This is a genomic window from Nocardioides aromaticivorans, from assembly GCF_013408525.1.
GTDB classification, from domain to species: Bacteria; Actinomycetota; Actinomycetes; order Propionibacteriales; family Nocardioidaceae; genus Nocardioides; species Nocardioides aromaticivorans.
Map to the genome: position 1 here is coordinate 3,870,171 of NZ_JACBZM010000001.1, position 23,581 is coordinate 3,893,751.

Consider the following 23,581-nt stretch of genomic DNA (forward strand, 5'->3'; position numbering starts at 1 on the left):
GACTCGTTCTTGACCCTGTGCGACATGACCCTGATCCGGGGCACCTCGCTCCAGGGGTTCACCACGCTGGCGACCGAGCTCGGCGCCGATCCCGTCGCGCTCCTCGCCGCGGTGCACCTCACGCCCGCCGTCGTCGGTGACCACGACAGCTTCATCAGCTATCGCAGCGTGACCGCCCTGCTGGAGTCGACCGCCGCGGTCACCGGGCGCGGTGACTTCGGGCGGCGGCTCGGGGCCCGCCAGGGCCTGGAGATCCTGGGCCCGCTCGGCGTGGCCGCGCGCACCGCACCCACGGTGGGGGCCGCGCTGCAGGCGATCGAGCAGTTCATGGGCTTCTACAGCCCGGCGATCGCGGTCACCGTCCACCCACCCGGACGCGACGGCCTCGCCCAGTTCGAGTGGCGCCTCGTCGAGCCCCGTCCGCCGGTGCACCGGCAGGCGGCCGAGCTCGCTCTCGGCGTCTCCCTGCAGGTCTTCCGGCTCCTCGCCGGACCGGACTTCCGGCCGACCTCGGTGCAGCTGCGGCACCCCCTGCTCACCCCGGAGGCGGACTACCGCCGCGACCTCGGCTGCCGCGTCGACGCAGGGGAGGACCGCTACGGCTTCCGGTTCCGCGCCGAGGTCCTGGAGCGCCGGCTGGACGCCGACCACGCGGTGCACGCCGTCGTGCGCGACTACCTCGACACGATCGCGGTCCGGACCGGCGGCGGCACCACCGACGCCGTCGTCCGGCTGGTGCGCCGGATGCTGCCGACCGGGGGCCTCGGCCTCGAGCTCGTCGCCGAGCAGCTCGCGCAGCACCCGCGCACCCTGCAGCGCCACCTGGCTGCCCAGGGAACCACCTTCGCCGAGATCGTCGACGGGGTGCGCCGCGACGAGGCCGAGCGCTACCTGCGCGACACGGACATGCCGTTCGGGCAGCTGTCCGGCAACCTGGGCTTCAGCGAGCAGAGCGTGCTCTCGCGCGCCTGCCAGCGGTGGTTCGGGATGTCGCCGCGGGAGGTACGGCGCTCGAGCCGGGCGGACCGGTGAGCGTCAGGCCCGCGCGGCCCCCTCGCTGATCAGCAGCTGCCCGGCCGTGTACGTCGCCATCACGAGCGACTCGAGTCGCTCCGGCGGGTCCGTCAGCACGAAGGTCCGTGAGCCGAGGACGGAGTCCGAGAGCAGGAACAAGCCCGCCCCGACGGCGGTGAGCACGCGCGCGTCGCGCGGCAGCGCGGGGGACAGGTGCTGGGCCGAGGCGGTCATCGAGCTCAGCAGCGCGGAGTAGCCGAGCACGGTCGGGCCGAGGGCGCGCTCCTTGCGGGCCGCGGCGATCGCCATCACCGGTCCGCTCACCGCCCAGGTGGCCGCGATCGCCCGTGCCGCGCGGTTGCCACGCAGCGGCGTGGACCGGTCGCGGTGGCGGGCCAGGCCGCTGATGTAGGCGAGGTGCCCGACGCCGAACGACCCGGCGCCTGCGGCGAAGGCCTTCGGGCCCTCGCCGAGCAGCAGGACGTCGCCGGCCCAGCCCGCCGCCTGTCCCGCCAGCGTGCTGGCGCGCAACGGCGATCCCTGGGCGCGTGGATCGGTCGCCAGCGAGGCGCCGAGCACCGGCATCAGCAGCGGCTTGGTGACGAAGCGGGCGCGGTGCGCCCAGTGGCTGCCGGACCCGGCCAGCAGGGTGTCGGTGATCGCGAGGGCACCGTAGGCGAGCCTGAGCCGCGTCGTCGTACGCACGGGCGCAATCTAGCGCCCCTGGTCAGCGGGTGGCGGCGAGCTGGGCCCGGGTCGGGGCGTAGGGCTGGACCAGGAGTCGCATCCCGGCCTCGAGTGGCGTGCGGTTGGCCTTGCGCCCGTTGCAGGGGCTGCACGCGGCGACGGTGTTGAGCCAGGTCCAGGTCCCGCCGCGGCTCTGGGGGAGGAGGTGGTCGACGGTGGCGGCGTGGCGGCCGCAGTAGGCGCAGCGGTGGCGGTCGCGCTTGAGCACGCCGGAGCGGGAGTACGCCGCCGGGCGGTACATCCACTTCGCCGCGATGTAGCGGACCAGCCGGATGACTCGCGGCCACGGGTGCGGCCCGATCATCCGGTCCTCGTGGGCCTCCTCGACGGTGGCCACCTCGCGGAAGAGCATCCGCACCGCGTGCTGGAAGGTCACCGTCCCGAGCGGCTCGTAGGAGGCGTTGAGCAGCATGACGGTCGTCATGGCAGCCTCCTTCCACGGACCCGGGTCGCGCGCTCCTGACCGATCGTGGGTGCCCCGTCGTCCTCCGGTGTTTCCGGAGGGCCACGAGTGCGTGAAATGCAGAAGACCACTGGGCGCGGCCCTGCCTCGACGGTACGCCGCTGCCGGCGTGATGGCCCGCGACTTTCCCGGAACGGTGTGATGATGGCGGACATGGACGCATCGACGGACTGGACCGAGGACCGCAAGCAGAGGATCCGGGCCGCGCTGCGGGACCGGGCGGAGCAGGACCTGCAGGCCTCGCGGCAGGCCGCCGCCGCGCAGGCGTCGGCGGCCCGGCTCGACGAGGACGCGTCGTACGACGCCGACGCCCTCTCGCAGTCCGACGAGGCCGGTGAGCTCTCCGGGTTGCAGGACGACGCGGTCGCCCGCCAGGAGCGGCTGCTGGCGCAGATCGACGAGCTGGACCTCTCCGTGCGCGAGGCCGCCGGGCCCGGTGCCGTCGTCGCATTCGGCGGCGACCACTACCTCGTCGGCGTCGTGGCCGGTGAGCTCGACGTCGATGGTGTGCGGATCGAGGGCATCGCTGCCGATTCCCCCGTCGCCGCGGCGATCGCGGGCAAGCGGGCGGGGGAGACGTTCACCGTCAACGGCGTGGAGCAGCGCCTCGACCTGGTGGTGTGAGCCCCGGCGCGGGCTCCGCCAGGAAGGGCGCCAGCTCGACGGCCAGGTGCAGCCGGAGCCGGTCGCGCCCGCGGCTGAGGTCGTGGCCGGTGGCCTGCTCCACCTGCGCGAGCCGGTGGTAGACGGTCTGCCGGTGCACCGACAGCCGCTCGGCGGTGCGTGACGCACTGCCGGCCTCGTCCAGCCAGACCTGCAATGTGGTGACCACGTCGGACGTCGCCGTCGCGAGGAACCGTTGCACCGCGGGCTCGACCACGGCCGCCGCCAGGTCGTCGTCGCGGGCGACTCCGAGCAGGGCGAGGGGGCCGAGCGAGGACCACGTGACGACCTCGCCCGGCGGGCGGGTGCGAGCCACCCGGAGCCCGACCCGGGCGCCGCGGAAGGTGGTGGCCAGGCTGTCGATGTCCGGTACGACGGGCCCGACGGCCGCGCGCGTGACGGAGTCGAGGCTGTCGAGGCGCCGACCGATCCCGAGCGCCGTCAGCAGGGCGTCGGTCCCGGTCGCCCCGCCACTGCCCGCCCCGCCGCTGCTGTCGGCCACCAGGCGCGCGCGGACCACGGCCGCGACGGCGTCGCCGGTCCGCGCCCACACCACGCCGGACCGGGCCGGCCGGCTGGCCACCTGGTCGGCGAGCTCGGGCCGGTCGACCAGCACGCAGGCCAGCGGCTCGCGCAGGTCGAGGCCGGCCGCGTCGGCGAGGTCGGCGGCGGACTCCCGCGCGGCCAGGCGCCCGCCCTCGACGAGCTCACGGAAGAGCGCGTCACGTCGGGCCTGCCGCCGCTCGGCCACATTGAGGAGGTGGGCCGCCGACTCGGCGATCCGGCCGGCCTCGGGCCACGTCGCCGGGTCGATCCGTCCGTCGGGGTCGAGCAGCCAGAAGTAGCCCTGGACGCGACCCAGGTGGCGTGCCGGCACGCAGAGCCGGGCGACGATCCCGAGCTCGGTGTCCGCCGGCGTGCGCAGCGGGCCCTCGCTGTCCTCGATGCCCTGGCCGCGGAACCACGCCCGCACGTCCTCGCTCGAGTGGCGCTGCAGGATCGAGCGCTGGCGGATGCTGTCGACGGCGTCGTCGGTGCGGTGGTCGGAGAACGCGATCAGGCGGAACTCCGGGTCCTCGAGGGTGCACGGGGCGTCCGTCAGCCGCGCCATCTCCTCGGTCAGGTCGTCCAGCGTCGTCACTGGACAAATGTCTCACGAACCTCGCCGAAGGACGTGACAGATGTCGGTTTGCTGTGGCCCGGGCCACTCGTAGCGTGGAAGCATGCTGAGCCAGACCCTCAACCGCGCCTCGCGCAGCACCCGCGCGCGCCGGGCCGTCGAGTCCTTCCCGGTGACCCGCAAGGTCGTCGACCGCTTCGTGCCCGGCGAGACCACCGCCGACGCCGTCGAGGCGAGCGCCGCGCTCATCGCCACCGGACGCAGCGTCACCATCGACGTGCTGGGCGAGGACGTCCTCGACATCGGCGGCGCCCGCGCCACCCGCGACGCCTACCGCGCCCTGCTGGTCGCCCTCGCCGAGGCCGGCTGCGCCGACGGCGCGGACGTCTCCCTCAAGCTGTCCGCCCTCGGCCAGGCCCTTCCCGACGGTACGACGATCGCGACCGACCACGCGGCCGAGATCTGCGACGCCGCTGCCGGCCTGGGCTGCACCGTCACGCTCGACATGGAGGACCACACGACGGTCGACTCCACGCTCGCGATCGGCGCCGAACTGCGGGCGTCGTACCCGTGGATCGGCAACGTGCTCCAGACCAACCTCCGTCGTACCCCCGGCGACATCGCGGCGCTCGACGGCACGGGCGCGCGGATCCGCCTGGTCAAGGGCGCCTACCGGGAGCCGGCGACCGTGGCGCTGCTGCGCAAGGACGACGTGGACCGCGCCTACGAGGCCGCGATCGACGCCCTGATGACCTCCGACTGCTACCCGATGATCGCCACCCACGACCCGGCGATGCTCGACCGCGCGATCGAGAAGGCCGTCGCGGCCGGCCGCGGCGACGACCGGTGGGAGGCGCAGATGCTGTACGGCGTGCGGCCCGACCTCGAGCAGCGGATGGTCGACGGCGGCCACCGGATGCGGGTCTACCTCCCGTTCGGCACCGACTGGTACGGGTACTTCATGCGACGCCTGGCCGAGCGTCCCGCCAACGTCGCCTTCTTCCTCCGCGCCCTCGCGCACCGCTGATCCGCCTGATCCCCGAAGCCCCCACGAGAGGACCTGACATGGACGCCATCACCACCCCGCCGGCTCCCGTCAACGAGCCCAACCTGACCTACGCGCCCGGCAACCCCGAGCGCGAGGCGCTGGCCGCCGAGATCACCCGGCTCACGTCGACCACCCACCAGCTCGACGCCCGCATCGGTGGCGAGAGCGTCACCGGTGGCGGCGAGGAGATCGCCGTCGTCCAGCCGCACGCGCACCAGAAGGTGCTGGGCGTGCTGCGCAACAGCACCGCCGACGACGCCAAGTCCGCGATCGCGGCCGCCCACGAGGCCGCGCCGGAGTGGCGCGCGCTGCCCTTCGACGAGCGCGCCGCGGTGCTGCTGCGCGCCGCCGAGCTGCTCGCCGGCCCCTGGCGCCAGCGGCTCAACGCCGCGACCGTGCTCGGCCAGTCGAAGACCGCCTTCCAGGCCGAGATCGACGCCGCCTGCGAGCTGATCGACTTCTGGCGCTTCAACGTCCACTTCGCCCGGCAGGTCCTCGCCGAGCAGCCGATCGCCAACAGCCCCGGCATCTGGAACCGCACCGACCACCGCCCGCTCGAGGGCTTCGTCTACGCGATCACCCCGTTCAACTTCACCGCCATCGCCGGCAACCTGCCGACCGCGCCGGCGCTGATGGGCAACACCGTGATCTGGAAGCCGTCCCCGACCCAGCAGCTCGCCGCGTCGCTGACGATGCAGCTGCTCGAGGAGGCCGGCCTGCCGCCGGGCGTGATCAACATGCTCCCGGGCGACGGGCTCGCGGTCTCCGAGGTCGCGCTGGCGCACCCCGACCTGGCCGGCATCCACTTCACCGGCTCGACGCCGACCTTCCAGCACCTGTGGCGCACGGTGGGCGACAACCTGACGTCGTACCGCTCCTACCCGCGGCTCGTCGGCGAGACCGGCGGCAAGGACTTCGTCATCGCGCACCCCTCCGCCGACCCGGACGTGCTGCGCACGGCGCTGATCCGCGGTGCCTTCGAGTTCAGCGGCCAGAAGTGCTCCGCCGCCTCGCGCGCCTACGTCCCGGCCTCCCTGTGGGCGCGGATGGGTGACGACCTGGCCGCGCAGACCGACGCGCTCGCCGTCGGCGACCCGACCGACTTCTCGAACTTCACCGGTGCCGTCATCGACGCCCGCGCCTTCGCCAAGCACAAGGCCGCCATCGAGCGCGCCCACGCGACCGAGGGCCTCCAGGTCGTCGCCGGCGGCACCGTCGACGACAGCGTCGGCTGGTTCGTCCGGCCCACGATCGTGGTCGCCGAGGACCCCGCCGACGAGATGTTCTCGACGGAGTACTTCGGCCCGATCCTCGTCGTCCACGTGTACGACGACAGCCGGCCCGGCGCGTTCGAGGCGGTCGTGAAGCAGGCGGAGTCGGCGGCGCCGTACGCGCTGACCGGCTCGATCCTCGCCACCGATCGCCGGGTGATCGACTGGGCGAGCGAGGAGCTCCGGTTCGCGGCGGGCAACTTCTACGTCAACGACAAGCCGACCGGTGCGGTCGTCGGCCAGCAGCCGTTCGGCGGCGGCCGCGCCTCGGGCACCAACGACAAGGCCGGCTCGGCGCTCAACCTGCTGCGCTGGACCTCGCCGCGCTCGATCAAGGAGACGCTGGTCCCGCCGACCGACCACGGCTACCCGCACATGGGCTGATCGGTCCTGCGTCGTACCGGACCCAGTGGTCGTGATCTCGCGGGAGACGCAGCCACTGGGTCCGGTACGACGGGCTGCTCAGCGGAACCGGGTGTACGCCGCCATCCGCACCATCCGCCCCGGGGTGCGGCTGTCGTTGCCACCCTGCTGCATCCAGCGCCAGCCGCGCCCGAACCAGAGGTACCCGTCGACGTACACGCGGGCCTGGCGGCGCAGGGTCGGGTGGTCGGTGCCGAGGCCGAGCTTGGCGGCCTCGGCGTCGAGCGGGCTGCGGCTCGGGCGGTGGCCGATCGTCTGGCAGACCTGCTCGGTCGGGGAGCCGCAGGTCGGGGTGTTGTCGAACTGGTAGTACTCGTTGCCGGTCGAGCGGAAGCGGTCGCCCCAGCGGGCGTTCCACTGCGCCCAGGTGAAGGGCGTGCCGTTGTCGGCGGTGTCGATGATCGCGCGCTTCCCGCTGATGCCGACGCGGCCGAGCGCCTGGGAGACCTTCGCCGCGAAGGCGACATTGGCGGCGACGGAGTCGTAGTGCGTGGCGCCGAGGGCGAAGCCGCGGGCGTACTGCACGCCGCTCGCGCGCAGCAGCCGGACCGCCTCGTCGACGTACAGCCAGTCGGCGGAGCCGGCGTCGAGGTACAGGGTCTCGTTGCGCAGAGTGGTCGCGAGGTAGCGCGCCGCCCACGCGGCCATCCGCATCCGGGTGCCCGGTGAGGGGTCGGGCATGGTCCGGCCGTCGGCGCCGTGGTTGGCGGAGATGGCGAGGTCGGGCTCGAGGACGATGATGGCGCGGGCGTCGCCGATGCCGAGGGCGATCTGGCGGATCCACGCTTGGTAGCGGGTCATCGACCACGACATCGCCGGTCGCCGGCCGTTGACCACCTCGCCGTCGGGCCAGAGCCCGAAGATCGCCAGCTGGGCGACGCCGTCGGGGTGGTTGCGGCGAGCGTCGGCGACGTACGACGCCACCGACTGCCGCACGCGGTCCACATTGCAGGAGCCGCAGTTCGCGAACCACCGCACGCGCGGGGTGAGCGCGATCCGCGCGAGCTGTGCCTTGCGCGCAGGATCGGTCTCGACGCGGTGGTTCAGCAGCTCCGGGTTGGCGCGCGTGGTGATGGCGGACCACTGCCAGGGACGGCCGTCCTGCAGCGGGTTGGCGGGGTTGAGTGGGTCGGCCCCCGCCGGCCACGCGGCCAGTGCCAGCGCGACCAGCAGGGTGCCGAGGACGATGAGGCGGCGCATCCTCTCCTCGTCGGCGCCGCCGCCGCGATCCTGAGCGAAAGGCTCAGGACACGGGACCCTCGCCGAGGGTGACCGTGGCCGACCGCGTGCTTCCGCCGGAGGTCGTCCAGGTGATCGTGACGCGGTCGCCCGGGTCGTGGGCGGCGATCGCGGAGCGGAGGGCGTCGGCCGTGCCGATGGTGTCACCGTCGACGGCGGTGATCGTGTCGCCGACCGCGAGTCCGGCCTCCTCGGCCGCGGTGTCGTCGATGACCTGGGCGATGAGGGCGGAGGACGCCGACGGGTCGAGGCCGACGCCGAGGTAGCCGCTGTAGCCGAGCTCGATGTCGCCGCTCTCGTCGCCGGCCTCGATCCGGTCGACGACGGACTCCACGGTGGCGATCGGGATCGCGTAGCCGGTCACATTGCGGCTGCCGCTGGAGGCGGCGACGTTCATGCCCACCACGTCGCCCTGGTCGTCGAGGACGGCGCCCCCGGAGTCGCCGGGCACCACGTAGGCGTCCATCCGGATCAGGTCGGTCAGCTTCGTGGAGGAGCCGTCGGTCTCCTGGACGGTGATGTCCTGGCCCAGCGCGGAGACCGTGCCCGGCGCGGCCGTCAGCGAGCCACCGTCGCCGCCGGCGTCGCCGACCGCGGTGATCTGGTCGCCGACCTGCGCGGCGTCGTCGGACAGGTCGACCGGGGTGAGCCCGCTGGCGCCCTCCAGCTGCAGGACCGCGACGTCGGTGACCGCGTCGCCGCCGAGGTACGTCGCGCGGTAGGTCTGGCCCGTCGACACGACGGTGACCTCGATCCTCGTCGCGCCGTCGACCACGTGGTGGTTGGTGACGATGGTGCCGTCGGCGTCGAGGACCAGCCCGGTGCCCGCCCCGGTGCCGTTGGTGAGCGTCGAGGTGATCTGCACGATGCCCGTCGACTGCTCCGCGCTCGCGTCGGACGCGGTCTCGCTGCCGGCGTCCTGCCCGCCGCCGTACGGCGTCAGCTCGGGCAGCGTTCCCGTGTCCGGCCGGCTGCCCGTCCCGTCCTGGGCGGTCGTCGACGGGACCAGGCTGGTGCCGGCGCTCGCGGCGCCGTCGCGGTCGAGGACCTGCAGCGCGACGGCGGTCGTCGCGGCCCCGGTGCCGACCAGCAGCACGCCGCCCGCGACACCGGCGGCGACCAGGCCGCGGCCGCTCCGCCGACGGGCGTGGCCGGCCGGCCCGAACGGGGGCGGCGGCGGGGGCGGCAGGTACGGCGGCGGGGGAGTCGGGCTGGTCATGTCATCGAGCGTGCGTCGCGAATCTGTGGGTTCGATGTGGGGAGGCCAAGGAGTCGCCACGAAGCCCGGCCGCCGGGGCTGGGAGCGGCGTACATTGACGCCCGTGGTCGCCGCTCAGGTCCCGAACCAGCAGGTGCGCTTCTGCCGCGCCGACGACGGGGTGCGGATCGCGTGGGCCCGGCACGGCTCCGGTCCGCCGCTGCTCATCGTGTCCTGCTGGCTCAGCCACCTGCAGCACGACTGGCAGAGCCCGGTGTGGCGGCACTTCCTCGACGACCTCGGCGACCTCGCCACGGTGGTCCGGTACGACGAGCGCGGCTTCGGGCTCTCCGAGTGGGAGGTCACCGACTTCTCCCTCGCGCGCCGGCTCGCCGACCTGGAGGCGCTGGTCGAGGCGGCCGGGCTCGACCGGTTCGCGGTGATGGGCATGTCCGGCGGCGCGCCCGTCGCGCTGGCCTACGCGCACGCCCACCCGGACCGGGTGTCGCGGCTGGTGCTCTACGGCGGCATGGCCGGGGGTGGGCTGCAGCAGGCCGACGAGGCGGCCGAGGAGGCCTTCCTCGCGATGATCCGCGCGGGCTGGGCGCGGCCGGACCCGCTCTTCCGCCGGGTCTTCACCAACTCGTTCATCCCCGACGCGACCGAGCAGCAGATGGAGTGGATGGACGAGCTGCAGCGCACCTCGACGAACACCGAGAACGCCGTCTGCAGCCGGGTGGCCCGGCACGCGACCGACGTCCGGGCGCTGCTGCCGGAGATCACCACGCCGACCCTGGTCCTGCACGCGGAGGGCGACCGCGTGGCGCCCGGCTGGGGTCCCCGGCTGGCCGCCGACATCCCGGACGCCCGCCTGGTGATGCTGGAGTCCCGCAACCACGTGCTGCTGGCGGACGAGCCCGCCTGGCCGGCGTTCCTGCGTGAGGTCGCGGCGTTCGTGGGTGAGGACCGGGCCGTCGTACCGGTGTCGCACCTGACGGACCGCGAGCGCGAGATCCTCCTGCTCGCCGCCGAGGGCCTCGACAACACCGCCATCGCCGACCGCCTGACCCTCAGCGTCCGCACCGTCGAGCGGCACTTCCAGAACGTCTACCTCAAGCTCGGGCTCTCCGGCCGCACGGCCCGTGCCGCTGCGGTCGCGCGCGTCCTCACCTGACCCTCCCGTCGGTCGAGGAGGTTGCGCAGCACACCCCGGTGGTCGAGGAGGTTGCGCTAGCAACCGTCTCGAGACCTGGTGAGCCGGTCCGCGGTCCGGCTCAATGGGATGAGTTGGTAGCACGGGTTGCGGGGGTCTCGAGACGGTCGCTGCGCGACCTCCTCGACCACCGGGTGACGGTCCTCCTCGACCACCGGTGCGCTTCGTCAGGCTCGTTTCCACAGGCTGACCGGGTCCCCGTTGCGGACTGCTGCGGCGCGGACGAGGGTCCGCGTCATGCCGTACACCTACATCCTTCGTTGCGCCGACGGAACCTTCTACGTCGGCAGCACCGTCGACCTCCAGCGCCGGATCGACGAGCACAACCTGGGCCTCGGATCCGCGTACACCCGCAGGCCCCGCCGTCGCCCGGTCGTGCTCGTGTGGTCGCACTGGTTCGACCGGATCGACCTCGCCTTCCTCTTCGAGAAGCAGATCCAGGGCTGGGGACGCGCGAAGCGGATCGCACTGATCGAGGGTCGGATCGACGCGCTGGTGGAGCTCGGCAGTCGCGGCTACTCGGGTAGGGCGGCGCGCCAGGATGCGCAGACGAGCGGCGCTCCGGACCGTTGGGAGCCTCCTGCGGACGTCCCGTGACGGTGGTCGAGGAGGTTGCGCAGCAACCGTCTCGAGACCTGGTGAGCCGGTCTGCGGTCCGGCTCGGTGGGATGAGTTGGCAGCACGGGTTGCGGGGGTCTCGTGACGGTCGCTGCGCGACCTCCTCGACCACCGGGTGAGCGTCGCTGCGCGACCTCCTCGACCACCGGTGACGCGTACGCGTCGGCCGCCACGCACCCGCCGCGGGTTGCGCGTCGGCGCGGATCCGGTGGACCCCCTCCCGGGCGGAGGCTTCGGGCATCGGCGGAGACACCGCCCAGGACCCGAAGGAGATCGTCATGTCGAACAAGGCCGTCGTCAGCCTCGCCACCGGACTCGAGGACCCCGAGAAGGTCACCGTCGCGTTCCTCGTCGCGCTGGGTGCTGCCGAGCACGGGCGCCCGACGCTGATGTTCCTGACCAAGGAGGCCGTGCGCCTCGCGGTGCCCGGGACGGCCGTCGGCCGGGCCTGCGAGGGATGCCCGTCGCTGCCGGAGCTGCTGGCCCGCTACGAGGCGGCCGGCGGCAGGTACCTCGTCTGTCCGCTCTGCTTCAACGCCAAGGCCCTCGACCCCGAGAACCTCATCGCCGGCGCCGAGATCGGCGGCACCGTGCCGATGTGGCAGTGGATCGGCGACGAGGGCGCGACCAGCTTCAGCTACTGAGCGCGGCCATCTCCGGGACCGGGGTCTGCAGGCGACCGGACTCCCACCAGAGCGCGAGGTTGGCGAGCGTGAGGTCCGCCATCGCGGTCCGCGTCCGCACGGTCGCCGAGCCGACGTGGGGGAGGAGCACCACGTTCCCGAGTGCTCGCAGCGCCTCCGGGACGTGGGGCTCCTCGGCGTACACATCGAGGCCGGCGGCGCCGAGCCGTCCCTCCTGCAGCGCGGCGACGAGGGCGGGCTCGTCGACGACGGATCCCCGCGCCACGTTGACCAGCACGCCGTCCGGACCCAGGGCGTCGAGCACGTCCCGGTCGACGAGGGCGGCCGTCGCGGACCCGCCCGGTACGACGACGACCAGGTTGTCGACCGCCGCCGCCAGCTCGGTGGGGGAGCCGGCGTAGGCGTAGGGGACGCCGGGGACAAGGCGGCGGTTGTGGTAGCTGATCTCGCAGCCGAGCGCCTCGAGGACGCCGGCGATCCGGCGCCCGATCCGGCCCAGGCCGAGGATGCCGACGCGACTGCCGCTGACCTGCCCGGTGAGCGGGAACTGACCGTCGGCCCACCGGCCCTCACGGACGAACGCGTCGGCCTCGACCAGGCGGCGGCGGGTCGCGATCAGCAGGCCCAGCGTGGTCTCGGCGACCGCGTCGTCGAGGACGTCGGGGGTGTGGCTGACCAGGATGCCGCGCTCGAGGCAGGCGTCGACGTCGACGTTCTCGTAGCCGACACCCTGGTTGACGACCACCTGCAGTCGCGGCACCGCGCCGATCAGCTCGGCGTCGACCCGGCCGCTGTTGGTGCACGCGATCGCGACCACGTCACCGGCGTGCTCCGCGAGGAACGCGGCCCGCCCCTCGGAGGGCAGGTCGAGGACGTCGTACGACGCCGCGAGGGACTCGTGCAGCAGCTTGCTCAGCGGGGGGACCCGCAGGACGGCGCCGGATCGTGTCACCGGACCAACCTACGAGGTCGGGTGCGGGGGTCTCGAGACGGTCGCTGCGCGACCTCCTCGACCACCGGGGTGGAGGTCGCTGCGCGACCTCCTCGACCACCGGGGTGGAGGTCGCTGCGCGACCTCCTCGACCACCGGGGTGGTGCTCAGGCGCGACCGGCCCGCAACATCTCCTCGCGGGTGGCGACCTTGACCCGGGCGCGGCCCTCGGCCTCGCCCAGGGCGACCTCGTGCGCGTCGAGGAGCTCCCACGAGGTGTGGGTGGCGACGTCGACGTCGCGCTCGGCGAAGTAGGCGTCGACGTCCTCGGGGCGGCGGGCCGTGGCGGTCTCCACCGTCGTCTCGAGCAGGTGGGCGACGGTCTCGGCGGCGTCGCTCTTGGTGTGGCCGATCAGGCCGACGGGACCGCGCTTGATCCAGCCGGTGACGAAGGTGCCCGGGATCGGGTTGCCGTCGAGGTCCAGGACCCGTCCTCCGTCGTTCGGGATCACGGCGGCGCGGTCGTCGAAGGGCAGGCCCGGCAGCGCGGTGCTGCGGTAGCCGATCGCGCGGTAGACCTGCTGGACGTCCCAGTCGGTCACCTCGCCGGTGCCCTCGACGGTGCCGTCCTCGTTCGGCGAGTGGGTGCGCTCGGTGCGCAGCGTGGTCACCCGGCCGTCGGCGTCGGTGACGATCTCGACCGGCGCCTCGGCGAAGTGCAGGTGGATCCGGTGCGGCTTGCCGACCGGGTCCGCGCCGACCCAGCTGGTGAGGGTGTTGAGCACCATCTTCTGCGACTTGTGCTGGGCGATGTGCTCCATGCCGTGGGCGTCGACGTCGAAGCCCTCGGGGTGGACGATCACCTCGACGTTGGGCGAGTGGTTGAGCTCGCGCAGCTCGAGCGGCGAGAACTTCGCGTACGCCGGGCCGCGGCGCGCGAAGACGTGCACGTCGGTGATGGTCTTGGCCTTCAGGCCGGCGTGGACGTGGGCGGGGATGTCGGTCACGAGCATCTCGTCGCCGGTCTTCGCGAGCACGCGGGCCACGTCGAGGGCGACATTGCCGACGCCCAGCACGGCGACGCTCGTCGCCTCGAGCGGCCAGGTCTGCGGGACGTCGGGGTGGGCGTCGTACCAGCTCACGAAGTCGGCGGCGCCGAGGCTGTGCTCCTCGCCGGGGATGCCGAGGTCGCGGTCGGCCATGGCCCCGGTGGCGATGACGACGGCGTCGTAGAACTCGCGCAGGTCCTCGAGCTTCACGTCCACGCCGTACTCGACGTTGCCGAGGAAGCGGACCTCCGGCTTGGCCAGCACCCGCTGGAGCGCCTTGATGATCTCCTTGATGCGCGGGTGGTCGGGCGCGACGCCGTACCGGACCAGTCCGAAGGGCGCGGGCAGCCGCTCGATGATGTCGACCGAGACGGGGGTCTCCGACCTGGTCAGGATGTCGGCGGCGTAGATGCCGGCCGGTCCGCCGCCCACGATGGCCACACGAAGAGTCATGCTGATGAGTCTGCTGATCCGCGACCGCTCACAGAACGAGGTTGTGGTTGGGTGGTCACAAGGTAGGCTTGTGACCATGTTGGGGCCGCACGTCCCGGATCTCCGGGCGCTGGAGCTGCTCGTCGTCGTCTCCCGCACGGGGTCGCTGGGGGCCGCCGCGGCCGAGCTCGGCATCACCCAGCAGGCCGCCTCCTCGCGGGTCCGCACCATGGAGTCACTGGTCGGCGAGCCCCTCGTCACACGCAGCAAGCGCGGCTCCGAGCTCACCCCCACGGGGGAGCTGGTCGTGCAGTGGGCCGACCGCGTGCTCGACGCCGCGCAGGAGCTGGACGCCGGCATCGGCGCCCTGCGCGCCGACCGCCGCGGCCACCTCGACATCGCCGCAAGCCTCACCATCGCCGAGCACCTGCTGCCCGGTTGGCTGGTCGGCCTGCGCGCCCAGCAGGTGCAGCGCGGCCAGCAGCCGACCGACATCACGATGACCGCCACCAACACCCAGCGGGTGGTCGAGCTGGTCACGGCCGACGAGGTGACCCTCGGCTTCGTCGAGGGTCCCGACGCCCCGCGGGGCCTGCGGCACCGCCTCGTCGGCACCGACGAGCTCGTCGTGGTCGTCGGGCCCGCGCACCCGTGGGCGCTGCGGTCCCGCCGCCGGGTCACGGCGGCGACGCTCGCGGCCACGCCCCTCGTCGTACGCGAGGTCGGGTCGGGCACCCGCACCGTCCTCGAGCGCGCCCTCGCGGACCTGCCGATGGCGGCGCCCGTCCTCGAGCTCTCGAGTACGGCGTCCGTGCGGGCCGCCGTCGCCGCCGGCGCCGGTCCCGCGGCGGTCGGCGCGCATGCCGTCCGCGACGACCTGGCCACCGGGCGTCTGGTCCGGGTGACGGTGACCGGCCTCGACCTCACCCGCCGCCTGCACGCGGTCTGGAAGGGCGGTCCGCACCCGCCCGAGGGCCCGGCCCGCGAGCTGGTCGCCTGGGCGTCGCGCCGCTGACACCCGAGAGGTGCGCCCGGGCGTCTCGTGACGCTTGCTGCGCAAGCTCCTCGACGACCGGGAGACGAGCAGGCCCCCGGCGTGGTGCCGCGGGCCTGCTGTCGTCACTCCTGGGTCGTCGCTCCTGAGGCCGTCAGTCCAGCAGGTGCTCCATCGCCGCGGCGATGAAGTCGTTGCGCATCGCCGTCGTCGTGAGGCCCTCGGCGCCGAAGCCGGTGAACACCGTGTCCTCGGTGACGGTGCCCGCGCCCTCCTGGAAGGCGGTCTGGCTGCGCTCCCAGTTGTTCGTCGTCCGCGAGCCGGCCGGCGCCGCGGACGGGGTCCAGCCACCGAGGCCGTCCTCGAAGGAGGTCGTCGCGGTCGGTGCACCGTCGACGATGACCTGCGTGTCGTCGACGAACACGCCGAGGCCCTGGGTGCCCCAGTCGGTGAGATAGGAGATCGACACCTCGACCTGCTTGCCGGCGTACGCCGTCAGGTCGACGTTCCACTCCTGCCACCCGCCGCTGCTGCCGGTCGCGGCGTTCCAGGCGCCGGTGGTGCCGGTCGGCGAGCAGTCCGCGCCCTGGTAGTGGGCGACGAACGGGTGGATGGCGTCCCAGCCGGACGCACACGACTCACCGGTGACCTGCGCGGTGTGGCCGTTGGCGTCGGGCAGCGTGGTCCACTCGTCGCTGCCCACCTCGTGGGCCTCGACGATCACGAAGTCCCAGTCCGCCTCGGTGTCGTGCGACATCTGGAACTTGAGCGCTCCCGACGTCTTCCCGGTCAGGTCGACCGTGCGGCTGAGCCGCTTCCAGCCCTGGTCGGCGGTCTGGCTGAACATGTACCAGTCGCCGGTGTGCGGGTCGAAGGGCGCGCCACCGGGGCGGTCCCACTCGATCGGCTCCGAGCTCGCGAACTGCGGGAACTCGGCCGGGGGCAGGAAGCTCGACGTGGTCAGCAGCGACGCCGTGTGGCCCTGGTTGTCGGCGCCGTCGCCACCGTTGAAGGTGCCGGCGAAGCCGTCGAACGTCCCGTCGTCGCCGCGGACCGGGTAGGGGTTGCCCGAGTCGGGGTCCGTGCCGCCGTCGCTGACGTAGTTGTAGGCGCCGAGCCAGTACTGGAGGAAGTCGTTCTCCAGAGTCAGGCAGGGGTTGGCCCGGACCGTGCACTCCGGCGGCGCCGTCGGCGAGAAGTAGTACGTCGCGCCGGTGGCCTGGGCGAAGAGGTTGTACTGGCCGGTGACCAGCGCCTTGCCGCCCTCGTTGAGGTAGTCGCGGACGGCGGTCTCGAGGTCGTTGGACAGCTTGGCCGCCGTGCCCCCCGGCTGGCCGACCGCGCGGGTGATGATGTCGTCGCCCGACTCCCAGACGATGGCGTCGTAGTGGGACAGGACGCCGAGGTGGTGCGGGGCCCGGCGGTCGTTGGCGTCGACGTCGTACACGTCGGAGGTGTAGCCGGCGGCCGTGAGCGCCGCGGCGTAGTCGTCGGCGTACTTGGCGGTCGTCACGCCCTGGACGGGGCTGGCGCCGGTGACGTCCTCGGCGGCGAGGATCAGCACGTCGCCGCCGATGTCGTCGGCCACCTCGTAGGTGAACGGCTCGCTCCTGACCGGGCCCTTGCCGGGCTTGACGCCGGTGAACCAGACCTTGACCGAGTCACCGGACGCCGTGCCGGTGACCGTGCCGCGGAACTCGCCGTAGTAGTCGTGGTGGGTGTCGCCGTAGCGCTCGCCGCCCTTCCACAGCGCCGTCTTGGCCGTCCTCGTCGGACCGCCGTTGACGGAGTAGTTGAGCTTCAGGTCCTTGATCGCCTTCTTGGCCGTCACCGCGACCGGCTGGGTGGTGCCGTGCGACACCGAGAACGGGTCGGAGACCATGTCGGCGGCCGTCCGCGCCTTGCCGTCGTCCTTGACGACAGACACCGGGTCGTCGGGGTCCGTCGCCGACTTCGCGACCGAGAGGGCGAACGGGATGTTCTTCTCGAACTCGGCCTGGATCAGGCCCTCGTCGTCGGGGAAGTTGAAGCCGGAGAGGCAGTCGTCGGCCTCCCACTCGTCGTCGGGGTCGGAGTTCGACGCCGTCTCGCAGGTGGTCATCTCCGGCGTGAAGCCGAGCGTGCCGTACTCGACCTGGGCGTGCGTGTCGGTGTCGCCGTTGGTGGTGTAGAGCTCGGCGGAGATGTCCGGGTCGTAGCCGGGGACCGCCGGGTTGGCGTCGTCACCCACCATCGCCTCCGAGATCACGTCGTCCGGCGACGGCGTGCCGACCTGCCAACCGATGCCGTAGAGCAGGAGCTCGGCGGCCGAGTGGTAGTTGATGTAGAACTCGAACCCGACCCGGGCCATGAGGGCGTCGAGCGCCTTGGTCTCCGGCTCGGAGTTCGGGCCCGGGCCGCGATAGGTCTCACTGGCCGGCTCTGGCGAGGAGCCCTCGTTGTCCCAGCCCCACTTGACCGCGAAGTTGCGGTTGGGGTCCACGCCGTCACCGGGCGTGATCGTCCCGTCGCCGTTGTTGTCGCGCAGGTTCTTGCGCCACAGGCGGTTGTCGGGGGTGAACGTGAAGTCGTAGCCGTCGGGGTTCGAGACCGGCAGGAACCACAGCTCGGTGGTGTCGACCAGCGACGTGATCTCGGGGTCCGAGCCGTAGCTGTCGAGGAAGTGGTGCATCAACCGGCGCACCATCTCGGGGGTGATCCACTCCCGGGCGTGCTGCGCGCCGCCGTACAGGACCGCGGGGCGCTTGCCGTCCTTGAGCTGCCGGGCGTTCTTCGTCACCTTGAGCGCGAGGATGTCCTGGCCGTTGACGGTCTTGCCGATGCTGACGAGCTTGGCGATCGAGGGGTTGGCCGCCGCCGTCTCGCGGAGCTCGTCGGCGATGCCGCCGGCCTCGCTGTACGAGCGATAGGCGTCGTAGCCGGCGAGGTTCTGCCGACGCGCCTCCTCGGAGGCCTTGCGGCCGTTGACCCGCTTGACGGTGACCTTGAGGCCGTCCTTGCGCAGCTGCGCGGCCTGCCTGCCGGTGATGACGGCGTCGAGGCGGACGTTGCCCTGGCCGGCGTCCTCCTGGGTGACGTGGTGGGTGTCGACGCCGACGTCCTCGAGGGCGTCGAGCTGGCCCGGGGCCGCCTCGACGACGTACACCTCGAGGCCGCCGCCGCTGCCGCGGTCGTCGCGGCTGGGGCTGGTGCTGGCGGGAGGACCGGCGGTGAGGAGGCCGGCGGTCAGGGCGGTGAGGGCAAGCGCTGCAGGTAGGTGGCGCACGAGATCGACCTCTGCTTCATGGGTGGAAGGGGATGGTCCGCGCTGCACACATTCGCTGTGATCTGGGTCACCGTCAAGAAGCTGGGCGAAACTCGTCGCCGGGAGGAGGTCCTACGCGTGGGCGGGCGTGCGGGCCAGGATCGCGGCGATGGAGTCGTCGGTGCAGTCGGCCCAGAAGCCGCCGACGACGTCCTCGACCTGGGCGAACGACTCGGCGACGTAGAGGACGTCCTGGTAGTCGGTGATGTCGTAGACCTGCGTGCCCATGGTGGCGACGTCGAGCGGGCGGATGTTCATGCCGCGGAACGCCTCGATCTCGCCGGGGGAGGAGAGGATGCCCGCGCCGTAGGCCTTGAGCTCGCCGGCCTCCCAGAGCACGCCGAACTCGAGGGTGAACCAGAAGACCTTGCTGACGAACTCGAGCGCGTCCGCGCTCTGCACGCGACGCGAGGCCTGGCCGGCGAGCTCGTAGAGGGCGGTGAAGCGCGGGTTGGCGAGGGTGTTGCCGTGGCCGACGACCTCGTGCAGCACGTCGGGCTCCGGCGTGTAGAGCGGCACCGAGTGGTGGCGGACGTACTGCGTGGACCAGAACGCCTTGTCGGCGAGCGAGCCGTAGAACTCGCGCAGCGGCACCAGTCCGGCGGCCGGCTGGTAGCGGTAGCCGGTCAGGGGCGCGAGCCACTCGCTGACCTCGGCGAGCTGGGGGATGTGGTCGATGGGGAGTCCGAGCGACTCCTTGCCGTCGAGGAACTCGCGGCAGGCGTAGCTGCGGTGCTTGGTCACCAGCGCCTCGCTGACGACCTGCCACACGCGGTGCTCGTCGTCGGTGTACGGCGCGATGGGCGCGGGGGTGCCCGGCCGCCAGTTGTTGGCGAGGGTCGCGAGCGCGTCACGGCGGGCGCGGTACTCGGGGTCGGCGAACCCCGGGTGGTCGGCGCCGAGATGGACCTCGAGCGCTCCGTCCTCGTTGGCGGTCACGGGCGCGAAGTACTGACCTTCCTCGAACATGGCTGCAGTGTGTGACCCGATCCACAGAATTGCCAGTGCCGTCGGACGTTTGGTCATCAGGTACGTCGAATTGTGGCAACATGTCTCGCATGGACGCCGTCGACCGCGCGATTCTGGACGTGTTGCGGGACGATTCGCGGACGTCGATCCGCGACGTCGCGACCCGGGTCGGGATCAGCCGCGCCAACGCCTACGCGCGGGTGAAGCGGATGGTCGACACCAAGGTCATCCGGAAGTTCACGGTCGACGTGGACCACGCCGCGATCGGGCTCGGCCTGTCGGCGTACGTCCACGTCCGGACGAAGCAGAACTCGTGGAAGTCGTTCCGCAAGAAGGTCTGGGAGCTGGAGGAGGCGGCGCACGTCGCGCTGGTCACCGGCGACTTCGACTGCGTGATCCTGGTCCGCGCCCGCGACGCCGACCACCTGCGCGAGCTGGTGCTGGAGCGGATCCAGGCGCTCCCCGAGGTGGTCGCCACCCAGACGGTGCTGGTGTTCGAGGAGCACGTCGGCCCGTCCTGACACCTCCGGTCGTCGAGGAGGTCGCGCAGCGACGCAGCCGGTCGTCGAGGAGGTCGCGCAGCGACGCAGCCGGTCGTCGAGGAGGTCGCGCAGCGACGCAGCCGGTCGTCGAGGAGGTCGCGCAGCGACGCAGCCGGTCGTCGAGGAGGTCGCGCAGCGACCGTCGCGAGACGCCCCCTCCTCTATAACCTGTTCTCGTGCAGAGCTTCGAGGGCCGGGTGGCCGTGGTGACGGGTGCCGGCAGCGGGATCGGACGGGTGACGGCGCAGCGCCTCGCCGCGCGAGGCTGCCACCTGGCGCTGGTCGACCTGCGCGCGGAGGGCCTGGCGGAGACCGCCCGCCTGGTCGAGGCGCACGGTCGCCGCGCGACGACCCACCTGGCCGATGTCGCCGACGCCGAGCGGATGGCGGCCCTGCCCGACGAGGTCCGGGAGCGGCACGACGTCGTCCACGTCCTCGTGAACAACGCCGGCATCACCTCCGTCGGTGCGTTCGCCGACGAGGCGCTCGAGGACATGCGGATGCTCGTCGACGTCAACGTGTGGGGCGTGGTCCACGGTTGCCGGGCCTTCCTGCCGGTGTTGCGGCAGCAGGACGAGGCGCACATCGTCAACGTCTCGAGCATGGCCGGGCTGATGGGCCTGCCGCACACGGCCACGTACGCGCTGACCAAGGGCGCCGTGAAGGCGTTCTCCGAGGCGCTGCGCGGCGAGCTCGCCGGTACGACGGTCGGTGTCTCCGTCGTCTTCCCCGGCACCCACCGCACCGGCATCGCCGCGACGGCCCGCGGCGCCGACGGGGCCCGGATCGCGAAGGTCTCCCAGGGCCCGCTCTCGGTGCTGATGCCGCCACCGTCGTTCGTCGCGCGCCGCATCGTCAAGGCGATCGAGAGGGACCAGCCGCGCGCGGTGGTCGGCCCGGACGCGCGGGTGATCGACCTGGCCTCACGGGTCGCACCCGGCCGGACCCGGCTGATCGGCCGCGTGACGAGCCGGTTGTCGGGACACTGATGACGATGACCGGGCCCCTGCACCAGCGCGCGTTCGTCTTCGGCGGCTCCGAGGGGATCGGCCTCGCCGTCGCCGGACGGCTGGCCGCGGCCGGCACCGAGGTGGTGATCCTGTCCCGCTCGGAGGCCAAGCTCGGCGCGGCGCTCGCGCAGCTCGGCGACGACGCCCTCGCCCGCGCGGTCGACGTGACCGACGCCGAGGCGGTGCAGGGCGTCGTGGACGCGCTGGTGGCGGAGGTCGGCGTACCGGACCTCGTGGTGACCACCGCCGGCTACGCGCGGCCGGGGTGGCTGGAGGAGCTGCCGGCCGAGGACGTGGCCGGGATGGTTGCGACCAACCTGGTCGGCACCATCAACGTCGCCCGCGCGGTGCTCCCGCACCTGCGCCGGGCCGGCGGCGGGACGGTCGTGACGACGTCGTCGATGGCCGGACTGGCGGGGGTCTTCGGCTACACGGTCTACAGCGCGACCAAGTTCGGCGTGGTCGGCTTCTCGGAGGCGTTGCGCCGCGAGGTCCGCCCGTACGGCGTCCGGGTGCTCGTGCTCTGCCCGCCCAACACGCTGACCCCCGGCTTCGACGAGGAGAACCGCCACAAGCCGGCCGAGGTCCTCGCCGCCGAGGAGAGCGTGAAGACGCTGACGCCCGACGAGGTGGCCGAGGCGCTGATGGGCGCGCTCGGTCGGCGGCGCGGCTTCCTCGTCGTACCGGGGCGCGACAGCCGGCTCGCCGCGGTCGCCATCCGGCACCTGCCGGCGGTCGTGGACCGGGCGCTGCGGCGGCCCTGAGCCTCAGCGCCGCTTGCGGTCGTGCGCCTCGAGGAACTCGTGGATGTAGGCCCACGTGGTCTCCGGCGCCTTCGTGCCGGTGAGCACGCCGAGGTGGCCGCCGGGGGCGAGGGGGAGCCGGACGTCGCGGGAGCCGGTGACCAGGTCGCCGACGTGGTGCGCGGCCGCGGCCGGGACGAGCACGTCGGTCTTGCCGGCGACGTTCATCACCGGGACCTTCACGGTCGCGAGGTCGACGAGCGCGTTGGGGCCCTGCACCTTGCCGGTGGCGAGCTCGTTGCGCAGCGCCATCCGCTGGTAGACCTGCAGCGTCGCCCGCCCGGGGTAGGCCAGCATGTTGTTCATGATGTGGTCGACGGCCTGCACCTGACCGAGGAACTCCCTGTCCTCGCGCCTGTTCCAGAGGGTTCGGGGCTTCTTCAGGTACGTCGGCAGGGCGGTCGCCTTGAACCCGATGCTGACCACGGGCGCGGGCACGGAGCCCGCAGCCTTGAGCGCTGAGCCGACCAACCGTCCGCGGGTCACCTTCGCCACGGCCTGCACCGGCTTGAGGAGCGGTTGCTTGGACAGGTCGAACGGGCTCGCCACCATCGCGACGGACCGGACCGGCAGGTCCTGGTGGACGGCGACGGTGCCGAGCGAGAGCAGGCCCCCCATGCACCAGCCGACCAGGTGCACGTCGCGCCCGCCGGCGTCCTCGGAGACCTTGCGGATGGCCGGCGGCAGCACGTCGTTGATGAAGTGCTCGATGCCTACCTTGCGGTCCTCGCCCTTGAGCGGCCCGTAGTCGACGAGGTACGTCGGCCGGCCCCGGTCGACGAAGTCCTGGGCCAGCGAGAGCCCCTGCCGCAGGTCGAAGCAGGACGCCTGCGAGCCGAGCGGCGGGACCAGCAGCACCGGGATGCCCTTGCTGCGCACGCCCTTCGCCTTGTCGTACCGATGGAGCTCGCGGGTCCGTCCGGTGTCGATGATCTCCGAGGGGGTGCGGGTCAGGTCGGCGATGCCGCCCTTGACCAGGAAGTCCCACAGGTTGACGACGGACTGCTTGCTGGGCGCCTTGGGAGCGGAAGGGGTGGCCACGGGCACAGTGTGGCCCACGTCACCCGGATCCGTCGGGACGTTCCACGGCCCGGTGGTTGAGGTGCGACGAGCGCTAGCGAGGAGCCTCGAAACCCCCGGGCGACCGGGTGGTCGAGGAGGTTGCGCACCAACGTCGCGAGACGCCGAAAGTGCCAAACCTTCGCGCAATTCTCCGATCTGCGAAGCCTCAGGGGCGGCGGCAGATTATGCGCACCTGCGGGCCGTTTCGCAGGCGAACCATCGGATCCGATAGGTGCTGGGCGGACCTTAGTCGGGGTACAAGCAGATGAAAAGTAAAGAAAACCGCATTGCCATGACGCGGCGTCGCGAGAGGTCGTTTCATCGACGCAGTGGCTCGGGCTCACATCCTCTCCCGTTCAACTCTCTCTTCCGAAGAGGTAACGCCATGCGCCGAACCATCGACCGCCTCCAGGCGGCCCGCCGCGAGGACCGCGGCTTCACGCTCATCGAGCTCCTGATCGTCATCATCATCCTCGGCATCCTCGCCGCGGTCGTCGTCTTCTCCGTCCGGGGCATCTCGGACAACGGCGAGGAGGCGGCGTGCAAGACCGAGATCCGCACGGTTGAGACTGCCGTCGAGGCCGCATACGCCGAGAACGGCAGCTACCCGGGCACTGTCGGAGCCCTCGTGACGCAGGGCTTCCTGCGCGCGGCGCCGGACGGCACCGTGTCCTCGATCACCGGCGCCACCGCCATCACGGCCACGGGTGCCCTGAACCCGGCGCCGGCTGCCTGCTGACGATTCCAGCTCGCAACAGGAGGGCCGTCGCTCTGGCGGCGGCCCTCCTTCGGCATCCGTCCCGGCACGACCAGACCTGAGGGGC

At 72.5% G+C, this 23,581-nt stretch carries 22 protein-coding genes; 12 read left to right on the plus strand and 10 right to left on the minus strand.

Annotated elements, in window-relative coordinates; all coding sequences use genetic code 11:
- Positions 1–24: 24 nt before the first annotated feature.
- Positions 25–1,032 carry an AraC family transcriptional regulator gene (locus BJ993_RS18575; RefSeq protein ID WP_179650474.1) on the plus strand — a complete coding sequence of 336 codons (1,008 nt, stop codon included), beginning with the start codon at positions 25–27 and terminating at the stop codon, positions 1,030–1,032.
- Positions 1,033–1,035: 3 nt separating this feature from the next.
- Here the strand turns inward: BJ993_RS18575 and BJ993_RS18580 are convergent, their stop codons facing one another.
- Both BJ993_RS18580 and BJ993_RS18585 read right to left on the minus strand, forming a co-directional pair.
- A complete protein-coding gene (locus BJ993_RS18580; RefSeq protein ID WP_179650476.1) occupies positions 1,036–1,719 on the minus strand; it encodes a lysoplasmalogenase in 684 nt (227 codons plus the stop codon).
- Positions 1,720–1,741: 22 nt separating this feature from the next.
- Positions 1,742–2,185, minus strand: coding sequence for an HNH endonuclease (locus BJ993_RS18585; RefSeq protein WP_179650478.1), 444 nt, complete (start codon positions 2,183–2,185; stop codon positions 1,742–1,744).
- Positions 2,186–2,377: 192 nt separating this feature from the next.
- Here BJ993_RS18585 and BJ993_RS18590 point away from each other — a divergent pair, with 192 nt between their 5' ends.
- Positions 2,378–2,848, plus strand: a complete 471-nt coding sequence (locus BJ993_RS18590; protein WP_179650480.1) for a hypothetical protein — start codon at positions 2,378–2,380, stop codon at positions 2,846–2,848.
- Here BJ993_RS18590 and BJ993_RS18595 read toward each other — a convergent pair.
- Positions 2,811–4,028, minus strand: coding sequence for a PucR family transcriptional regulator (locus BJ993_RS18595; RefSeq protein WP_179650482.1), 1,218 nt, complete (start codon positions 4,026–4,028; stop codon positions 2,811–2,813). The two genes, BJ993_RS18590 and BJ993_RS18595, sit on opposite strands and share 38 nt — an antisense overlap.
- An 82-nt stretch (positions 4,029–4,110) precedes the next feature.
- Here BJ993_RS18595 and BJ993_RS18600 point away from each other — a divergent pair, with 82 nt between their 5' ends.
- On the plus strand, positions 4,111–5,034 hold the full coding sequence (locus BJ993_RS18600) for a proline dehydrogenase family protein (protein ID WP_179650484.1): 924 nt from the start codon (positions 4,111–4,113) through the stop codon (positions 5,032–5,034).
- A gap of 38 nt (positions 5,035–5,072) precedes the next feature.
- Positions 5,073–6,710 carry an L-glutamate gamma-semialdehyde dehydrogenase gene (gene pruA, locus BJ993_RS18605; protein ID WP_179650486.1) on the plus strand — a complete coding sequence of 546 codons (1,638 nt, stop codon included), beginning with the start codon at positions 5,073–5,075 and terminating at the stop codon, positions 6,708–6,710.
- Positions 6,711–6,788: 78 nt separating this feature from the next.
- Here the strand turns inward: pruA and BJ993_RS18610 are convergent, their stop codons facing one another.
- A complete protein-coding gene (locus tag BJ993_RS18610; RefSeq protein ID WP_179650488.1) occupies positions 6,789–7,949 on the minus strand; it encodes a glycoside hydrolase family 6 protein in 1,161 nt (386 codons plus the stop codon).
- 43 nt (positions 7,950–7,992) lie between these two features.
- Complete coding sequence (locus tag BJ993_RS18615) at positions 7,993–9,207, minus strand: S1C family serine protease (protein ID WP_179650489.1); 1,215 nt, start codon at positions 9,205–9,207, stop codon at positions 7,993–7,995.
- A 103-nt stretch (positions 9,208–9,310) separates the two neighbouring features.
- On the opposite strand from BJ993_RS18615, the gene BJ993_RS18620 reads away from it, so the two are divergent.
- The 3 genes from BJ993_RS18620 to BJ993_RS18630 all read left to right on the plus strand — a co-directional run bounded on the left by BJ993_RS18620 (position 9,311) and on the right by BJ993_RS18630 (position 11,661).
- Positions 9,311–10,360: an alpha/beta fold hydrolase gene (locus BJ993_RS18620; protein WP_218864745.1), complete on the plus strand. Its 1,050-nt coding sequence runs from the start codon at positions 9,311–9,313 to the stop codon at positions 10,358–10,360.
- A 276-nt stretch (positions 10,361–10,636) separates the two neighbouring features.
- Positions 10,637–10,996 carry a GIY-YIG nuclease family protein gene (locus BJ993_RS18625; RefSeq protein WP_179650491.1) on the plus strand — a complete coding sequence of 120 codons (360 nt, stop codon included), beginning with the start codon at positions 10,637–10,639 and terminating at the stop codon, positions 10,994–10,996.
- 299 nt (positions 10,997–11,295) lie between these two features.
- Positions 11,296–11,661, plus strand: a complete 366-nt coding sequence (locus BJ993_RS18630) for a DsrE family protein (RefSeq protein ID WP_036541926.1) — start codon at positions 11,296–11,298, stop codon at positions 11,659–11,661.
- Here BJ993_RS18630 and BJ993_RS18635 read toward each other — a convergent pair.
- Positions 11,651–12,613, minus strand: coding sequence for a 2-hydroxyacid dehydrogenase (locus BJ993_RS18635; RefSeq protein ID WP_179650493.1), 963 nt, complete (start codon positions 12,611–12,613; stop codon positions 11,651–11,653). The two genes, BJ993_RS18630 and BJ993_RS18635, sit on opposite strands and share 11 nt — an antisense overlap.
- Before the next feature lie 146 nt (positions 12,614–12,759).
- Complete coding sequence (locus BJ993_RS18640) at positions 12,760–14,094, minus strand: FAD-dependent oxidoreductase (RefSeq protein ID WP_179650495.1); 1,335 nt, start codon at positions 14,092–14,094, stop codon at positions 12,760–12,762.
- Positions 14,095–14,170: 76 nt separating this feature from the next.
- Here BJ993_RS18640 and BJ993_RS18645 point away from each other — a divergent pair, with 76 nt between their 5' ends.
- Complete coding sequence (locus BJ993_RS18645; protein ID WP_036542933.1) at positions 14,171–15,088, plus strand: LysR family transcriptional regulator; 918 nt, start codon at positions 14,171–14,173, stop codon at positions 15,086–15,088.
- 133 nt (positions 15,089–15,221) lie between these two features.
- On the opposite strand, the gene BJ993_RS18650 is transcribed toward BJ993_RS18645, so the two are convergent.
- Together BJ993_RS18650 and BJ993_RS18655 are read right to left on the minus strand one after the other, a co-directional pair.
- Positions 15,222–18,332: a M14 family metallopeptidase gene (locus BJ993_RS18650; RefSeq protein ID WP_308645624.1), complete on the minus strand. Its 3,111-nt coding sequence runs from the start codon at positions 18,330–18,332 to the stop codon at positions 15,222–15,224.
- Between the two features lie 111 nt (positions 18,333–18,443).
- A complete protein-coding gene (locus tag BJ993_RS18655) occupies positions 18,444–19,340 on the minus strand; it encodes a phenylalanine 4-monooxygenase (protein WP_036541928.1) in 897 nt (298 codons plus the stop codon).
- 89 nt (positions 19,341–19,429) lie between these two features.
- On the opposite strand from BJ993_RS18655, the gene BJ993_RS18660 reads away from it, so the two are divergent.
- From BJ993_RS18660 to BJ993_RS18670, 3 genes are all read left to right on the plus strand, one after another.
- Entirely contained in the window at positions 19,430–19,861 is a 432-nt protein-coding gene (locus tag BJ993_RS18660) for an Lrp/AsnC family transcriptional regulator (RefSeq protein WP_242530573.1), read from the plus strand.
- Positions 19,862–20,058: 197 nt separating this feature from the next.
- Positions 20,059–20,871, plus strand: coding sequence for an SDR family NAD(P)-dependent oxidoreductase (locus BJ993_RS18665; protein ID WP_179650497.1), 813 nt, complete (start codon positions 20,059–20,061; stop codon positions 20,869–20,871).
- Positions 20,872–20,876: 5 nt separating this feature from the next.
- Entirely contained in the window at positions 20,877–21,656 is a 780-nt protein-coding gene (locus tag BJ993_RS18670; RefSeq protein WP_179650499.1) for an SDR family oxidoreductase, read from the plus strand.
- Positions 21,657–21,659: 3 nt separating this feature from the next.
- On the opposite strand, the gene BJ993_RS18675 is transcribed toward BJ993_RS18670, so the two are convergent.
- Positions 21,660–22,736 (minus strand): alpha/beta fold hydrolase, encoded by a 1,077-nt coding sequence (locus BJ993_RS18675; RefSeq protein WP_179650500.1) that lies wholly within the window; start codon positions 22,734–22,736, stop codon positions 21,660–21,662.
- A 406-nt stretch (positions 22,737–23,142) separates the two neighbouring features.
- On the opposite strand from BJ993_RS18675, the gene BJ993_RS18680 reads away from it, so the two are divergent.
- Entirely contained in the window at positions 23,143–23,496 is a 354-nt protein-coding gene (locus BJ993_RS18680; RefSeq protein WP_179650502.1) for a prepilin-type N-terminal cleavage/methylation domain-containing protein, read from the plus strand.
- The last annotated feature ends 85 nt before the right edge of the window (positions 23,497–23,581 follow it).

Coding starts and splice junctions, on each gene's coding strand:
- BJ993_RS18575 (WP_179650474.1), top strand. CDS start 25: ATGACCCTGATCCGGGGCACCTCGCTCCAGGGGTTCACCACGCTGGCG.
- BJ993_RS18655 (WP_036541928.1), bottom strand. CDS start 19,340: ATGTTCGAGGAAGGTCAGTACTTCGCGCCCGTGACCGCCAACGAGGAC.
- BJ993_RS18660 (WP_242530573.1), top strand. CDS start 19,430: ATGGACGCCGTCGACCGCGCGATTCTGGACGTGTTGCGGGACGATTCG.
- BJ993_RS18630 (WP_036541926.1), top strand. CDS start 11,296: ATGTCGAACAAGGCCGTCGTCAGCCTCGCCACCGGACTCGAGGACCCC.
- BJ993_RS18670 (WP_179650499.1), top strand. CDS start 20,877: ATGACCGGGCCCCTGCACCAGCGCGCGTTCGTCTTCGGCGGCTCCGAG.
- BJ993_RS18585 (WP_179650478.1), bottom strand. CDS start 2,185: ATGACGACCGTCATGCTGCTCAACGCCTCCTACGAGCCGCTCGGGACG.
- pruA (WP_179650486.1), top strand. CDS start 5,073: ATGGACGCCATCACCACCCCGCCGGCTCCCGTCAACGAGCCCAACCTG.
- BJ993_RS18640 (WP_179650495.1), bottom strand. CDS start 14,094: ATGACTCTTCGTGTGGCCATCGTGGGCGGCGGACCGGCCGGCATCTAC.
- BJ993_RS18680 (WP_179650502.1), top strand. CDS start 23,143: ATGCGCCGAACCATCGACCGCCTCCAGGCGGCCCGCCGCGAGGACCGC.
- BJ993_RS18615 (WP_179650489.1), bottom strand. CDS start 9,207: ATGACCAGCCCGACTCCCCCGCCGCCGTACCTGCCGCCCCCGCCGCCG.
- BJ993_RS18625 (WP_179650491.1), top strand. CDS start 10,637: ATGCCGTACACCTACATCCTTCGTTGCGCCGACGGAACCTTCTACGTC.
- BJ993_RS18610 (WP_179650488.1), bottom strand. CDS start 7,949: ATGCGCCGCCTCATCGTCCTCGGCACCCTGCTGGTCGCGCTGGCACTG.
- BJ993_RS18600 (WP_179650484.1), top strand. CDS start 4,111: ATGCTGAGCCAGACCCTCAACCGCGCCTCGCGCAGCACCCGCGCGCGC.
- BJ993_RS18645 (WP_036542933.1), top strand. CDS start 14,171: ATGTTGGGGCCGCACGTCCCGGATCTCCGGGCGCTGGAGCTGCTCGTC.
- BJ993_RS18590 (WP_179650480.1), top strand. CDS start 2,378: ATGGACGCATCGACGGACTGGACCGAGGACCGCAAGCAGAGGATCCGG.